This window comes from Verrucomicrobiia bacterium (genome assembly GCA_036405135.1).
GTDB lineage: Bacteria > Verrucomicrobiota > Verrucomicrobiia > Limisphaerales > JAEYXS01 > JAEYXS01.
In genome coordinates this window covers 97576-113449 of the sequence record DASWYF010000010.1, presented here as the reverse complement: position 1 = coordinate 113449, position 15874 = coordinate 97576, and the positions used below count along the sequence as shown (strand labels likewise).

The window sequence follows — 15874 nt, the reverse complement described above, 5'->3', positions numbered from 1 at the left end:
CTTATTCCTCCACGAGTTCGATGCGTGTGCTGCCGGCCTTTTCCAGCAACTCGCGGGTTTCTTTCGGTGAATACTTCGGATCGGCAGTCTCGATCACGATGAAATATTTGTCATGAGTCGCCAGCTTGAAGCGGTCGTGCTTCAGGAGCGGGTGATGCAAACGCGGCAGGCGGTTCAGGAACAGCATGCCGAACAGCGCACCGAATGCGCCGAAGAGAATCGTCAACTCGTAGGACGGCGGGAATGCGCCGAACGGGCTGAACATCGGCTTGCCGCCGATCATGATCTTGTAGTCCACGGCGTTCGTCCACCAGATGAGCAGCATTCCGCTGGTGTAACCAGTGATACCGCCGATGAAGGAGAACCAGCCGACCTTGGAGTTCTTCAACCCCATGGCGTCATCCATGCCGTGGATGGGATACGGCGTGTGCACGTCCCAGACCTTGTAACCGGCATCGCGGACCAATTCGGCCGCGTGCATGACATCGGCGGGTTTGTCAAATTCGGCCAAGAGGCCGTATGGCTTGCTCGCTGACATTAGTGATGTCCTCCAACTTTGGCACCACCGAGCGGGTGATGCGGATCGGCCTGCGGCGTTATGGCTTTCACTTCACCAATGGCGATCATCGGGATGAAGCGCATGAACAGCAGGAACAGGGTAAAGAACTGACCGAATGTGCCGAGATACATCAGGATGTCCACCCACGTAGGTGAATACCAACCCCAGTTCGCCGGGAGGAAATCGCGGTGCAGAGAGGTCACGATGATGACGAAACGCTCGAACCACATGCCGATGTTCACGATGAGTGACAGGATGAAGATGACCATCAAGTTGCTCCGGAACCATTTGAACCAGAACAATTGCGGGATGATCACGTTCGGCAGGAACATCCAGAGGTAACCCCAGTAGTAAGGACCAGAGATACGGTTCAGGAACGCATAGCGTTCATATGGGCTGCCGCTATACCAGGCGATGAACAGCTCCATGATGTAGGCGTAACCCACGATGGAACCCGTCGCCAAGATGACTTTGCACATCAGATCGATGTGACGCATCGTGATGATGTCTTCCAGCTTGCACAATGTGCGGAGCGGGACGAGCAACGTCAGCACCATGCCGAAGCCGGAGAACACGGCACCAGCCACGAAGTATGGCGGGAAGATCGTCGTGTGCCAGCCCGGAAGCTGGGAGACGGCGAAGTCCAATGACACGATGGAGTGCACGGAAAGCACCAGCGGTGTCGAGAGACCGGCCAGCAACAGATACGCTTTTTCGTAGTTGCTCCAGTGACGGTTGGAACCCGTCCAACCGAAGGAGAACACGCCGTAAGCGAACTTGCGGAGCTTGGTCTTCGCACGATCACGCATGACCGCGAGGTCAGGAATCAAACCCATGAACCAGAACAACACGGAGACCGTGAAGTAGGTCGAGACGGCGAACACGTCCCACATCAGCGGCGAGCGGAACTGCGGCCAGATGTCATTCGAGTTCGGAATCGGGAACAGGAACCAGTCAAACCAGATACGACCAACGTGCAAGGCCGGATAAATACCGGCGCACATCACGGCAAAGATCGTCATCGCCTCGGACGCACGGTTGATGGAAGTACGCCACTTCTGCCGGAGCAGGAAGAGAATCGCGGAGATCAACGTACCGGCGTGACCGATACCGATCCACCACACGAAGTTGATGATGTCCCAGCCCCACATGACCGGGTGGCTGTTACCCCACACACCGACGCCGACGGAGATCTGGTAAAAGATCATCGCGCCCAAGCATCCGTAGAGGATGAGGCTCGGCACCATCATGGCCCACCACCAGAGGGGTGTTTTGCCTTCGATGACGGAGGCGACCCGGTCGGATATCCAACCGATGTCGCGCTGCCTTGTTACTAACTCTTCGCGCTCCAGCTCCACGGGGGGAGCTTGGACCTTGAAATTAGCTGGAATCGCGGCTGCTTCTGACATTAGTGCGTTCCTTTCTTGGACTCTTCGGCCTTGTGGCCGTGGTCATCGTGGCCATGCGCTCCATGAGCAGCCGGACCGTGATGTTCAAAACTGTTGTGTTTGTTGAGCCACTCTTGCGAGGTGCCCGGATATTGATCTTTCTCTTCCTTACCCAGCAAAGCCGGGTTCGGATTGCGCAAGCGCGCCAGATAAGTCGTGCGGGGCTTGGTGAGCAAGAAGTCCAGCACCGAGTAATCGCGGTCCAGAGCTTTCCACTTGGACACTTCGCTGTTCGGGTCTTTGATGTTACCGAACGCGATCGCATCCGCCGGGCAAGCCTGTTGGCAAGCGGTCTTGATGGTGCCATCGGGCACAGCCACGGCATCCGTGTCACGCGCCTTGACCTTCTGGGCGATCTTCGCGCCTTCGATGCGTTGCACGCAGAAGGAGCACTTCTCCATGACGCCGCGCATACGCACGCTGACATCCGGATTCTTCGCGAGCTTGAGCAGCTCCCACTCTTCGTCGGAACGCCAGCCTTTTTCTGGGCTCTTCCACCAGCGGGTCATCGCCCATTCGCCTTCGACTTCCGCCAGCATCGGCGTGCGGTAGTGCGGTCCGACGAGATCCATCAGACCACGCTTGTTGTAGTCGAGGTAGTTGAAGCGGCGGACCTTATATGGGCAGTTGTTCGAGCAGTAGCGCGTACCGACACAACGGTTGTAGGCCATGACGTTCAGGCCTTCTTCGTCGTGCGCGGTCGCATTCACCGGGCAAACGTTTTCGCACGGTGCAGCCTCGCAGTGCTGGCACAGCATCGGCTGGAAGGCGATCTGCGGATTCAGCACATCGCCGGCAAAATAACGGTCCAAACGGAGCCAGCTCATCTCGCGACCGCGGCGGACTTGGTCCTTGCCGACGATCGGGACGTTGTTCTCGCTCTGGCACGCGACCAAGCACGCTGTGCAACCCACGCACGCGCTGAGGTCGATGGCCATGCCCCACTGATGGACCGCCTTGTCCTTCCACTGATCCAGCGGATTCGGATACATCGAAGGCGCCTCTTTCACGCCCTTGGCCTGCAACGCCGGAGTGACCGGAGCTGGATGCAGGTTCATCAACTTCGCGAAATCGGGCTGCTTCTTGTATTGCTCCAAGTTCGCCTCGCGGATGATCGAGCGGCCTTCCATCACGCCATGTTCCTGTGTGCAGGCCACTTCGTATGGTTCAGCCGTGGTATTCGCCGTCAGTTTCGCACCCGAAGCGATGTGCAACGCATTCGTCGTACGAATCGGATAGACATTGAAACCGGCCGGAGCCTTCTGGGACTTGGCGATACGACCCGCGTCCGGACGGCCATAGCCGAGTTCCAGAGCGATGACGTTGTCCGCCATGCCCGGCACGATCCAGATCGGACCGCTAACTGTCTTACCACCAACCGTCACATCGACGACTTGATTGTAGAACTTGCCGCGCTCTGCTGTCGGAGTCTGGGAAATTTCCTTCTCGCCGCTGACCCAGCCGCCGAGACCCAACGCATTCTTGTCGTTGAAGCGACCGACACCCAAGGCCTTGGCCGTATCCGGGCTGACGATCACGACGTTGTCCCAAGTCACTTTCGTGATCGGGTTCGGCGTCTCTTGCATCCAGCCGTTATTCGCGAAGCGACCATCATCCACGCTGTAGCTGCGGTGGAACACCACTTCGAGCGCGTTCTGGCTAGGAGCCGGAAGCACCTTCGCGTTCTTCAACGCATCACCGGTATTGCCGAGGCTCACGCTTACCGAAACTGCCTTCGCTGCGCTGTCCGCCAGGAAACCGTCATGCAGGAACTTGCGCCAGGCATTCTCGCCACCGTTGCTGAGGCCATTGAAGGTCTCACGAACGATTTCGTAGGCGCTCGTCTTGGCCAAACCACCGAGGCGGGCGAGCACTTCGAGTTCCGTGATACCGTTGAACAACGGTTGGATGAGCGGCTGCACGGGCACCAACGTGCCATCGGACGTGCGGGCATCACCCCAAGATTCCAAGTAATGAGCGAGCGGCAAGTGCCAGCCCTTCTTCACGAAAGATTCGTCTTCCGTGTAGCCCAAGCGGATGACCGTCGTGGCCTTGGCTTGCGCAGCCGACCAGTTCAGATCTGCGGGAGCATTGTAAACCGGATTGCCACCGAGGATGGCGAGGGTAGTGACTTCGCCCGCGTTCAACGCGGCAGCGAGTTCTTGGATCGTGCCCCGCACCGGCTCATCCGCCGGGAGGTAGCTGACCACCGTGCCCGCCGAACCGAGCGCGGCATTGAGCACATGCGCGATAAGGTGAACTTCCAGCGGCTGCTGATAACCCGCGAGCACCACGCTGTTCTTGCCGCTGGACACGAGATCCTTCGCGCATTCCGTGATCCACTTCTCGTCCACCTTCGCCTGCGCCGCGATCGGCTCCAAGGCTTGGGTGACTGTATTGAAACCACTCTTGCCGCCGAGAATCGCCAACGCGACCTTCGCCGCGATCGGCAGAACGGCGCTCGAAGCAACGCGCAAGCGGTGATCCGCATTCGCACCCGTCAACGTGAACAACGCTTCAACCGCATAGAGGCGGTTCATGTCGTCCTTGTTCGTGCGCGTCTTGCGGCCCTTCGCAAAGCCGTGAATCTGCGAATAACCACCCTCTTCGTTGCCGATGAAATCAGCGTCGAGGGAGAGGATGCGCTTGGCTTCGCCGAGGTTGTAATTCGGCTTCACTTCCTTGCCGAACACTGCCGAGGCCGCCTGACGATGGATGTCGAAATCAACGGGTTCGTAAATGAACCACTTCGCCGCCGTCAACTTGGCCGCGATCGCCTTCTGCACGCGATTGCGGGAAGGTGAGCTGCTACGCTGCAACAGGAACGCCAGACCGGCACCCTTGTTCGCCACGGCATCCGCACCGAGCTTGCTTAAAGCATCCAGAGCTGCATTGCGATCAATGCCAGCGCCGTCTTTCGTGAAACGCTTCGCGCGGTCCACATCATACAGATCCAGCAAGGAAGCCTGCGCGAATTGATCCGTACCACCCTTACTGCCAGGCAACTGGCTGTTGCCTTCCACCTTCACCGGGCGGCCTTCATGCGCCTTCACCACCAGCGGGATGGCCGTGCCACGAGTCGGGAACGCCGAAGCGTAATACTGCGCCACACCGTGCACGTAATCCTCCGGCATCTTCGAGAACGGCAGGATGTGCTCTTCCGGACGACGGCAACCCGTCAACCCCACGCCTGCGAGCAGGAACGAGGCGGACATGATCTTGACGAAATTACGGCGGGAAACTGGGTCCGTGAACTCGCTCGCGCCTTCAGGGAACTCGCGCTCGAGCCACTGACGGAACTCCGCAGTATCCTGCAACTGGTCCAAACTGCGCCAGTATTGCTGGCCAGACTTCGGTTCCGTTTGGGAAGGGGGAATTGTTTTCATCGATGGCAGGTCGAGCAGCTTTGAGACGACTGCACGTTCATCTTGTGGACCATTTCGAGACCGAACGCCTTCTGCTTCTCAGCATTCACCTTCGGGTCTTCGCTCCACTTGAAGTTCAAATCAGTGATCTTATCCAACGGACGGATCGCCTTTTCCGGATTGCGATGGCAGTCCAAGCAGAAGGACATGCTCAACGACTTGGAGTGATAAACCTCCTCCATCTGGTTCACTTGACCATGGCACTCTACGCAACTCACACCACGATTTACGTGCACCGAGTGGTTGAAATAAACGTAATCCGGCACCTTATGGATCTGCACCCACGGGATAGGCTTGTTCTCGTTATAGCTGTCACGCACCACTTGCAGCTTCGGATCATCCTTCAGCACTTGGTTGTGGCAGTTCATGCACGTGCTTGCGGCAGGCACATTGGAATACCAGGACTTCTCCACGCCATTATGGCAGTAGCGGCAGTCCAGACCCAACTGGTCGGCGTGAATCTTATGTGAAAAGGCCACCGGCTGCTTCGGCTGATAACCGACGCGCGTGTATTTCGGTGTGAAGTAATACCACACACCGGCGGTGACCGCCGTGCCGACCAAGGAAGCACCCACTACGATGAGTAGCGGCAACTTATTGGTCCATTTAGGAAAAATGTCTGACATTTGGGCTTAACTTTTCTGAGCTTTCAGCAGCTTTCCTCGCCACATCAGCATCATTTTCGTTAATCTCAACCGCAAACCAGCTTAACAACAACCAAACTACTTATGCTTTTTACCCAGCAAAATAAGACGCACTGTTCGTGCGTCGCGTTTTTTATTAGGCTTTCCCTAAACTTCCGCAAGCAAACTCCGCTTACGGCGCATGATTTAGGTTTCCTTAATAAGCGTCATTAGACCTTATCAAGGCCCGCAGCCCAGTTTTCCAATCTTTCGCCGCCAAATTAAAAATCCACGATCGCGAACCCGGGTAAAACGTCCTGGTAGAAACCAAGATCACCGGAAAAGCCAGCGTGGTGGCGGCGCGGACTGGATTCCCGCGCAACGGGAGACGGATTCTGCGATAGTGCGCCAGATTGTCAAAACATATTCCCATGAGACTCGCTCTCATTACTCCCCTCATCGCTGCCGAAGCAAAGAAACGGACCTAAACCTCACCTTCCCATCCGTATTTCGTCTGTGCTGGATCCATGGCTAAAATTGCCCCACTTTCCCAGACTTGACCCGCCTCACTAACGGACGAGAATCCTCAGCCAAGGACACCAACTTTCCAAAGATAGGGTCACACAGCAAAACTATGAGCATCGCCATTCACTGCATTCTCGAGGTGGACATCGCCGTCAGCGCCCGCATGGAAGGCAAATCCCTAGCCATCGCTTACTGCAGCGATTCCATGGGCAATGATTCCCCGCCCTCAGGAGATTCCAAGATCATCGCCGTGGATTTTGGTGGAGCCAAGTCAACCCCTCCACCATCCGAATCACCCGACGCCAAAACCCTGCTCTCACCCCTGACTCCCTTTATTTCCGAACTCGGCAGCGAGCAGTGGCACGATGCCACCGTCGGACTCGCCGCCGTCCAAAGCATTCTGGCGAAAATCCGTAAGGGCGCAAAAGTCCCCCTCGAACCCGATCTCGGCTTCGGTCGCAAGGAAGAGACTGAAAATGACCTCACCGAAGGCATGCGATACGATCTCGAACAGTTGGAAAAAATCCTCCTCGCCGCGCAGGAAGCCAGCCTTGGATTTCATCTCGCATTCGGCGTCTAACATGAATTCTCCAGACGCACATTTCCGCCGTCTCGAAAAAGACGAAGCAGCACGCCTCTACCAACATCTCTGCTCCACTTGGAGTATCCGTGAACACTGCTGGTGGCCGCTCTCAGGCGATCGCCCCGCACACGCCGAATGTTTTCAAGACCATTACTTTGCCCACGAACTCGGTGAGGAATCATTGCGCCGCATCCTCACAGCTCACGGCGTGACTCACCTCTACGAACATCGCGAAGGCGGTGAAAGTTACGAACTCAGCGTTTCCTCCTTTGAACCTCACTACAATGGGCTGGAAGGTTTCTGGTCGGACAAAAATCTCGACTGGATCATCTACGCCTCCCACGAAAGCTCCATCACCGTCGGCGGCGAATGGTTGCTGAATGAAATAAAAACAGTCTGGCCCCAGTGGCAACAACGCATCTGGACCACACCATTTTTCGAACGCCCTCAATAGGCACCTTACTCATTCCTTGGTCATTCTAGCTTCATCATCCGTCATTTCTTTATCACTCAAAATACGGATCCATGATCCCCTTTGGCGTATGCCCCTGCTTCGTCGTGAACTGCTGCGGATCAATGCTCCCTTCGAACTCATTGGAATAGATCGTCGTCGTCTGATCTTGCTTCAACATGAAGCGCAGCTTCGTCTTCATCGGACCGGAATGGACTGGCGCAACGAACTCCCAATACTCGCCCTTCGGTAAAAACACCCGATGCCGGCTGTTCCCGCACCAACTCATCGGCAGATACTCGATCGGTTGCCACTTCCCTTGTGCATCCTGAGCCTCCTGGATGATCGATAGCCGCGAATCCGACGCATCAAACGTCATCTCCGCTTTCGTCCGATTCATCAGCACCAAACGAAACCCGCGATAATCTTTCACGAACGGAACCGTCTCCGCCGTCAACGCGATCAAACTCAACTTCCCCTCCTCTGCCTTGAACTTCGCCGTCTCCAATTTCTTCGGCATATTATCCGAAGGCCCGAATCCGCCCGGTGCTTTCGTGTCCATCTTGCTCCCCGCGTAACAGTAACCGCGCATGATGAACTTCGCCTCGATCAGCTTCAGCTCCTCCGCACCCCTCGCCGTTCCGGATAACAACGCCAACACAACCCCCAAACCCAACCATACAGTGAAAATCAAAACAGGTCTCTTCATGCAGCATTAGACGGAATTCCGACAGTCATGCTCCCATTCTACCAAAAATTCACCCGCCTGTTCCCGTGCCATCAGGCACGAAAGATTCTTAGCGGCGGCTTTCAAACCGCCGTAATGGCATAAACAGACAGCGTCGCGTCAGCGACGCAAGATTGCTGTCGCACGCAACTCCATCCACAACACATCCAAATGCAACCCGCTTGCAAACAAATGCTTTGGCCCTTAAATGAGCCCATGCAAGCCTGCAAACCGCCGCAATGAACGAATTCCTTCACTCCACCCACGCCATCGATTGGCAACACCCCGCCGTCCTCGCCCAAGCCCACGCACTCGCTCAAGACTGCCATGGCGATGACGAAGCCATCACGAGGAATTGCTTCCTCTGGGTCCGTGATGAAGTCCGTCACAGCCGTGACTTTCGCATCCCCGTCGTGACCTTCACCGCCTCCGAAGTCCTGCAACACCGTACCGGCTATTGCTACGCTAAATCACACTTGCTCGCCGCCTTGCTTCGCGCAAACGGCATTCCCGCCGCCCTGTGCTATCAGCGCCTACAAGTTTCCGACACCGATCTTCGCTTCACTCTCCACGGACTGAACGCCGTGCACCTGCGCCAGCACGGCTGGTATCGCCTCGACGCCCGCGGCAACAAACCCGGTGTGAACGCAGCATTTAATCCACCGGCAGAACAACTCGCCTTCCCTCCCACACTCTCCGGCGAACGCGATCTGCCGGGCCACTACGCCGATCCTCTTCCTGAAATCGTAGAATTGCTCACCCGCTGCCAGACGGCAGATGAAGTGTACGATTGCCTGCCGGATATTCAGAAATGATGAGCACAATCCATCTGGCATAAACTCGATGCATTTACATTTGTATCACCACCTGTTTAGCTCATCACCATGAGCGCCATTGATACAATTGAGCATCTCCGCATCGGCAGCTTCTTGGGATTACCGCTTTATCAACCACTCGGCATCAACCCCACTTCCTTGGTTCATCGCAATCCTCAAGATGGTCATCGCCTGCCTAAGCACCTTATCATGACCGATAATGTGTGTGCCGGCGTTCTAGTCTTGGGCGGTGGCTCAGGTGAACATCCTGCGATTGTTTTTCACGACCCAGATCATTGCGTAGCCAGATATCTGGAGTATTGCCTACACTTCGATCCGCCTGTGCCTGATCCCAATCTGACTGCGGCATGTGCCAATATGCAGGGTGATCTTCAGACTATCGAATATTGCGACTGGACCAGCGCTGATCATCTCGATTTCAGAGAGCGTTGCGCCTACCAATTCCGCCACTACAAGGATGAAATCAGCTTTGAAGCCTGGCTGCTCATGTCCGTAGGTGAATTTGTCTTTCACACAATCCCTTCCTATAGTGACCGCATTCAAGGGTGGCGTAATCAGTATGCCGAACAAGCTACCTGCTGGTTTAGAAACGTGCTTATTCCCTACGACTCGTATGATGGATATGGAAAAAACCGGTTTAAGATATTAGATACAACTTTATCCACCTCATCTGATGATAATAGAAACGGTTAATTCATCTCCCAGGGATTGAACACCACCAGCTTCGGCAACTCCATATCCGCCTCATTCCGCGTCACCATCGTCAGCCCATGATGCAGCGCCGTCGCGGCAATCAGCGAATCGATCGCTGGCAATGGCCGGTTTACCTGCGCCAATGCCTTGCCCCAAGTGATCGACACTGCCTCATCCACCGGCAATACCTGCCCCGCAAACGTGGCGCTGACATCCTCATCCAGCCACTTCCGCAACTTCGCCCGCCGCCGCGCATCCGTCACCCGCGCGATCCCCTTCTCAATCTCACCAATGCTGAAAACCGATAAAAACAGTCGGTCCGATTCCTGCGCCTCCAACCAGGCAACAACGGTTGCCTCTGGCTGCGGCCGGATCAATTCGCTGATCACCTGCGTATCCAGCAAGAACCCGTTCATAACTCGATCTCACGCGCCGCCTTTTTGGACCGCTTGATATCCAGCTCCACATTCAATCCCTTCGACCGCTTGATGAGCCCAGCCATCGTGCCCTTTTTCTTGCCTGCCAGATTCCGATAATCCTTCATCGAGATCACCACCGCCACCGCCTCCCCATGCCGCGTCAATTCCTGCGCATGCCCCTGTTGGGCTGCTTTCACGATGCGACACAGATTGTTCCTCGCATGCTGAATCTGCCACGTTTTCATCTCTCGCACTCTCGCATACAAATTCTAGCCAGTCTAGCCAGAATTAGCCACTCACTCAAGCCGCCGCTTTCTCGTTCTGATATTGTGTCACCACCCTTGCATGCACCTGAGCATCGATATTTCCCCCAGTCAGTGGCAACACCACCCGCTTCCCACTCAGTGACGGCACCTTACCACTGAGCAACGCCGCCAGTCCCGCCGCTCCTGCTCCTTCCACCACCGCGCCTTCTTCACGCGAGAGAACAGCTATCGCCTCGCCCAGCTCCGCTTCACTCACTGTCACCACATCATCCACCCACGGTGCCGCATTCGCATACGTCACCCGACCCGCCTCGGCCACTGCCAGCCCATCCGCCAGCGTCGGACTCGTCTTCACCTTCACTGGCCCGCCATGTTGCAATGCACTGGTGAAACACGCCGCGTTCTCCGGTTCCACACCGATCACTTGCACGCCGGGTCGCAAAGATCGCAACACCGTCACCACCCCCGCCAGCAATCCGCCACCACCTACTGGCACGAGCACCGCATCAAACTCCGGCACTTGCTCCAGCAACTCCAGCGCCAGCGTTCCCTGCCCGGCGATCACGTTCACATCATCGAACGGCGGCAGATATGCGAGTCCCCACTCCTCCGAAAGCTCCAGCGCATACGCCCGCGTCTCATCAAACGTCGCGCCATGCAGCACCACATGCGCGCCGAGCTGCCGACACTTCGCTACCTTCAATTGCGAGGCATTGCGCGGCACCACCACCGTCACGGGTATGCCGAGCTGCTTCCCATGCCATGCGAGACCAAGCGCATGATTCCCTGCAGACGCCGCGATCACTCCCCGCCTCGCCTTATGACGCGGCAACAGGCTTAGCGCACTCCGCGCCCCACGTTCCTTGAAGCTCCCCGTGCGTTGCCGGTATTCCCTTTTGCACCACACCTCGCTGCCCGTCAGCTCGCTCAAGCCCATGGACCGTTCGCACGGCGTCCGCACAATCGCCCCACCGATGCGAGCTTGGGCGGCTATGACATCAGAGAGCGATACGTTTTGGGCTATGGGAGTTTTCATGGGATTTTTTGGATTTCGGAAAACAAAAAAGCCCTGAGAGGATTCTCTCAGGGCTTAGGGTGAAATCTTATTTATGTATGCGCGTCTCTACCCTTGCCCCGAGGAGGAGGCAATAATCATGATCCCGGCGATCATAATAATATTGGCAGAGTTAGAACGCATTACTAACGGCGGAAAATTCGCAGAAAACGGTCTTTTGTCAAGGATGGGGAAATTTTGGTTTCTAGTTTCTGGTTTCTAGTTTCGAGTTATTTAGCGGCGTCCGCTCACTCCAACTCGAAACCAGAAACTCGAAACTTATAACCCCAGACTTCTCCGCACCTGTGCCAGGCAATCCGGGCAGTAACTGTGCGAGAACGTCGCGGGTGTGCGGGACATCAGGTAACGCTCGATCGTGCTCCAATCACCGCGGTCATCGCGGATCTTTTTGCACGTGGTGCAGATCGTGATCATGCCGCGCAAGGTCTTCATGTTCGCCAGCGAGCTTTGGAGGCTGCGGATGAGCTTGTCCACCTCCTGCTCGAAACGGCGTCGGCGAGAGATATCACGCATGAAGATCACCATCCACCTTTGCCCCTTGGCCTCCACGAGACTCATGGTGACTTCAGCGGGGAACGTCGTGGCATCATGCCGCAACGCATGGATCTCCATCCACGTATCGCCTTGCGATTTCCTGCCTGCGGCGAATTCTTCCATTTCATGACCAAACCAGGTATGCCATTCGAAGGATACGACCTTTTCCAAAAAAATCTTCCCTTTCAGATCTTTTGACGTTGCACCAAGGATATTTTCCGCTGCTGAGTTTGCCTCGGTGATCTTGCCTTCCATGTCGAGCAGGAGAACGCCATCCGGCGCAGCATCCATGGTCTTGTCGGCACGAGGCCCATTGGTTTCGCTCTGCAGTTCGCGCTGGTGTTTGAAGAGCGCCACCTCGATGGCCGCATGCAGCTCCGGTTCCACAAATGGTTTCAGCAGATAACCGTATGGCTCCGTCTGCTTCGCGCGATCCAGAGTCGATGAATCCGAATACGCCGTGAGATAGATCACCGGCACGTTGTGCTTCTGGCGCAAGCGGGTGGCGGTCTCAACGCCATCGATGCCACCGCGCAAATTGATATCCATGAGCACGAGGTCGGGATGGATGGCCTCGGCCTGCTTGAGCGCGTCTTCGCCCGTCATCGAGATGGCGGGGACGCGGTAACCCAGATGGGTCAGCCGCTGGCTGAGATCGCGCGCGACGATGCCTTCGTCTTCAACGACCATGATGGAAGGAGACTCTTTCATACGATACTGCTCCGGTTGTTTGCCGCCGGAGACGGGAAATTGATTCTAAAAGATGTGTTAGGCTGGCGCAGCACCTCGATCTGCCCGCCAAGTTGATCGGTCAAAGTCCGCACCAGTTGCAGCCCCAATGTATTGCCGCGCTTGGTGTCAAATTCCGAAGGCAGTCCCAGTCCGTCATCACTGATGCACATCTGGGCGACGCCATCGCCGTTCGTCCCGAGCTGCACCGTCACCGTGCCCTGCCGCCCTTGCGGAAACGCATGTTTCAACGCATTGCTCAAAAGCTCGTTTGCGATCAATCCGCAGGGGATCGCGCTGTCCACCGTGAGCTGCACCGGCTCCGTCTGCAAAACATAATGCACACGGCCCACCGCCCCAAATGACCGGAACAGATGCGTCACCAGATCGTGCAGATAATCTTGGAAATCCACCTTGGCCAGATCCGTCTTCCGATAGAACTTCTCATGCACCAGCGCCATCGATTGCACCCGGTTCTGATTCTCCCGCAACATCGCGCTCACCACCGGATTCGATTGCTGCGAGGCCGCCAGGCTGAAGAGGCTGCTGATCACCTGCATGTTGTTCTTCACGCGATGATGCACTTCCTGCAGCAACACTTCCTTCTCATGCAATGAATCGCTCAGGCGCTGCTCCGCTTCCTTGCGCTCTGTGATATCGATGCACGAACCGATGTACCCCACGAGCTTGTTATCACCGACGAGACGTGGCTGTCCGCGATTCAAGAACCACCGATACACCCCGTCCTTGCGCTTCAGGCGATACTCCAAGTCGAACGGCTTCGCGTCATGGAAGGCATTCAGATACTGCATCATCGCCTTCTGCGCATCATCCGGATGAACGCAGGAAAGCCAGCCATCGCCCAACTGGCTCTCCAAAGTCTTGCCCGTGAAATCCAGCCACGGCTGATTGAAATAGATGAACTCGCCCACGCTGCCCGCCATCCAGATAAGCGTCGGCGCAGAATCAGCCAGCATCCGGAAACGCTTCTCGCTCTCCCGCACTGCTTCTACCGCTTTTTCGCGTTCCAATTCTGCCTTGTGCCGCTGCAACGTGGTCAGAATCGCTTGCGGCAGCCGCCCGATGTGATTCTTCAACACATAATCAGATGCCCCCGCCTTCATGCACTCCACAGCCGTCTCTTCATTGATGGAACCGGTGACGATCAAGCAGGGCGTGCCTTGCGCGAGTTGCTGCGCTGTTTCGAGAGCATCCAGCCCCGTCAATCCCGGCAAAGTAAAGTCACAAAGGATGACGTCATAACGCAGAGTTTGCAGGGCACGGATAAAATCCTCCCGCCGACGCACATGATGCAGCAGGAAATTCATTCCGCTGCGACGCAAATGCATATCGATAAGCATTACGTCGTTCTGGTCATCCTCTACTAACAGAATATGTAGCTGGCTATCCAATCGTATTATCCTTCAAAAACAGCTTTTCAGCACTGATTTTAGGCTTCAGAGCAGCGTGTCCCTTGCCAAGTGTGATTCTTGGACACAATTTCCTGTAACCGGCTCTTTACAAAGCTCTTACAAACCTGCAATTCGTAGACATTTTTTGTCATTCTTGAGAGCGATTCTTGTAATATGCACATACGTCTAATAGTGAGACAAATTGAGACATCTGTGGCCAAACGATTCACCGTTGACCACTCCTCCCTACGCCCGCAATATCACCCGCGCCTGTCGGCCCGTCAATGGCCTGATATGCTTTTTGAAACAGTTGAAATTGAATTAGGACCATGAACCTCGACGCACTTTATTCGGAACTGACCATCAAAACAAAAACCAAGCTCGCCCTCATCGTGTTGGACGGCTTGGGTGACATCGCCACCATGCCCCAAGGGGAGCTCACCCCTCTCGAAGCCGCCAAAACGCCGAACCTCGACAAGCTCGTCGCGGCTGGCGTGGCTCAAGGCCGCATGACCCCCGTGGCTCCCGGCATCACGCCTGGCTCCGGCCCGGGTCACCTCGCGCTGTTCGGCTATGATCCGCTGGAATACCAAGTCGGTCGTGGCGTCATCGAAGCTCTCGGCCTCGGTGTGGAATTGAAGGCCGGTGATGTTTGCGCCCGCGCGAACTTCTGCACGCTGGATGCCAAGGGCATCGTGACGGATCGCCGCGCTGGTCGTATCCCGACTGAGACATGCGAAGAACTCTGCGCGCTCCTCGCCAAGAAGGTGAAAAAGATCGGTGACACGGAAGTCATCATCAAAGCGGGCAAGGAACATCGCTTCGTCGTCATCTTCCGCGGCAAAGGTCTCGAAGGACCGCTCACGGATGCCGATCCGAACCGCGAAGGTCTGCCCATCCCGACGGCCAAGCCGCGCGATGCCAAGTCTGCCAAGCAGAAGAAGGCCGCGAAGCTCATCGCTGAATTTTACAAGGCCGCGCTGCCCGTGCTCGCGAAGAAGAGCCCGGCCAACGGCTTCCTGATGCGCGGCATCGCCCATCAACCGGCCATCCCCCTCTTCGAAGAGCGTTACAAGCTCAAGCCCGTCTGCATCGCCGTGTATCCGATGTACAAGGGCCTCGCCCAGCTCGTCGGCATGACGAAGCTCGAAGGCGCCCAGACCATCACCGAGCAGTTCGAGACGTATAAGAAAGAATACGACAACTACGACTTCTTCTTCATCCACTACAAATACACGGACAAGGCCGGTGAAGACGGCAAGTTCGATGCGAAGAAGAAGGCCATCGAAGATTTCGATGCCGCGCTGCCGATCCTCATGGAGAAGAAGCCGGATGTCATCGTCATCACGGGCGATCACTCCACGCCGTGCTCCATGAAGTCCCACTCCTGGCATCCGCAGCCGGTGCTGCTCCACTCCGAGTGCAGCGGCTCCGACAAGCTGGAACGCTTCAGCGAGACGGGCGCGAACATGGGCTCCCTCGGCGTGTTCGAGGCGAAATACCTCATGCGCTACATGCAGGCGAACGCCAAGATGTTCGATAAGTTCGGCGCGTAATCGATCTTAGAAA

The 15874-nt window shown here is 56.2% G+C and carries 15 protein-coding genes; 5 read left to right on the top strand and 10 right to left on the bottom strand.

Going from position 1 to position 15874, the window contains the following annotated elements; all coding sequences use genetic code 11:
- Position 1: 1 nt before the first annotated feature.
- Genes VGH19_04540 through VGH19_04525 form a run of 4 tightly spaced genes read right to left on the bottom strand, consistent with a single transcriptional unit; the run spans position 2 to position 6058 of the window.
- Positions 2-538, bottom strand: a complete 537-nt coding sequence (locus tag VGH19_04540) for a DUF3341 domain-containing protein (protein HEY1170618.1) — start codon at positions 536-538, stop codon at positions 2-4.
- A complete protein-coding gene (nrfD, locus tag VGH19_04535; GenBank protein ID HEY1170617.1) occupies positions 538-1968 on the bottom strand; it encodes an NrfD/PsrC family molybdoenzyme membrane anchor subunit in 1431 nt (476 codons plus the stop codon). Before nrfD ends, VGH19_04540 begins: the two co-directional genes overlap by 1 nt.
- A complete protein-coding gene (locus VGH19_04530; protein ID HEY1170616.1) occupies positions 1968-5393 on the bottom strand; it encodes a TAT-variant-translocated molybdopterin oxidoreductase in 3426 nt (1141 codons plus the stop codon). Before VGH19_04530 ends, nrfD begins: the two co-directional genes overlap by 1 nt.
- Positions 5390-6058 carry a cytochrome c3 family protein gene (locus VGH19_04525; protein HEY1170615.1) on the bottom strand — a complete coding sequence of 223 codons (669 nt, stop codon included), beginning with the start codon at positions 6056-6058 and terminating at the stop codon, positions 5390-5392. The genes VGH19_04530 and VGH19_04525 overlap by 4 nt, the downstream gene beginning before the upstream one ends.
- A gap of 631 nt (positions 6059-6689) precedes the next feature.
- Between VGH19_04525 and VGH19_04520 the strand changes: the two genes are divergently transcribed.
- Both VGH19_04520 and VGH19_04515 read left to right on the top strand, forming a co-directional pair.
- Positions 6690-7160, top strand: a complete 471-nt coding sequence (locus VGH19_04520; GenBank protein ID HEY1170614.1) for a hypothetical protein — start codon at positions 6690-6692, stop codon at positions 7158-7160.
- A gap of 1 nt (position 7161) precedes the next feature.
- Positions 7162-7617, top strand: a complete 456-nt coding sequence (locus VGH19_04515) for a hypothetical protein (protein ID HEY1170613.1) — start codon at positions 7162-7164, stop codon at positions 7615-7617.
- A gap of 52 nt (positions 7618-7669) precedes the next feature.
- On the opposite strand, the gene VGH19_04510 is transcribed toward VGH19_04515, so the two are convergent.
- Positions 7670-8323: a hypothetical protein gene (locus tag VGH19_04510; GenBank protein HEY1170612.1), complete on the bottom strand. Its 654-nt coding sequence runs from the start codon at positions 8321-8323 to the stop codon at positions 7670-7672.
- Positions 8324-8580: 257 nt separating this feature from the next.
- Here VGH19_04510 and VGH19_04505 point away from each other — a divergent pair, with 257 nt between their 5' ends.
- Together VGH19_04505 and VGH19_04500 are read left to right on the top strand one after the other, a co-directional pair.
- Entirely contained in the window at positions 8581-9156 is a 576-nt protein-coding gene (locus VGH19_04505) for a transglutaminase family protein (GenBank protein HEY1170611.1), read from the top strand.
- Positions 9157-9225: 69 nt separating this feature from the next.
- Positions 9226-9870 carry a hypothetical protein gene (locus VGH19_04500; protein HEY1170610.1) on the top strand — a complete coding sequence of 215 codons (645 nt, stop codon included), beginning with the start codon at positions 9226-9228 and terminating at the stop codon, positions 9868-9870.
- Here VGH19_04500 and VGH19_04495 read toward each other — a convergent pair.
- From VGH19_04495 to VGH19_04475, 5 genes are all read right to left on the bottom strand, one after another.
- Positions 9867-10286: a type II toxin-antitoxin system VapC family toxin gene (locus VGH19_04495; GenBank protein ID HEY1170609.1), complete on the bottom strand. Its 420-nt coding sequence runs from the start codon at positions 10284-10286 to the stop codon at positions 9867-9869. The genes VGH19_04500 and VGH19_04495 overlap by 4 nt on opposite strands.
- Positions 10283-10534: a type II toxin-antitoxin system Phd/YefM family antitoxin gene (locus VGH19_04490; protein HEY1170608.1), complete on the bottom strand. Its 252-nt coding sequence runs from the start codon at positions 10532-10534 to the stop codon at positions 10283-10285. The genes VGH19_04495 and VGH19_04490 overlap by 4 nt, the downstream gene beginning before the upstream one ends.
- 55 nt (positions 10535-10589) lie before the next feature.
- Positions 10590-11591, bottom strand: a complete 1002-nt coding sequence (locus VGH19_04485; protein HEY1170607.1) for a threonine/serine dehydratase — start codon at positions 11589-11591, stop codon at positions 10590-10592.
- 297 nt (positions 11592-11888) lie between these two features.
- Positions 11889-12875: a response regulator gene (locus VGH19_04480; GenBank protein ID HEY1170606.1), complete on the bottom strand. Its 987-nt coding sequence runs from the start codon at positions 12873-12875 to the stop codon at positions 11889-11891.
- Positions 12872-14305, bottom strand: coding sequence for a histidine kinase dimerization/phosphoacceptor domain -containing protein (locus VGH19_04475; protein ID HEY1170605.1), 1434 nt, complete (start codon positions 14303-14305; stop codon positions 12872-12874). Before VGH19_04475 ends, VGH19_04480 begins: the two co-directional genes overlap by 4 nt.
- A gap of 329 nt (positions 14306-14634) precedes the next feature.
- Here VGH19_04475 and VGH19_04470 point away from each other — a divergent pair, with 329 nt between their 5' ends.
- Positions 14635-15861: a 2,3-bisphosphoglycerate-independent phosphoglycerate mutase gene (locus VGH19_04470; protein HEY1170604.1), complete on the top strand. Its 1227-nt coding sequence runs from the start codon at positions 14635-14637 to the stop codon at positions 15859-15861.
- Positions 15862-15874: the final 13 nt, after the last annotated feature.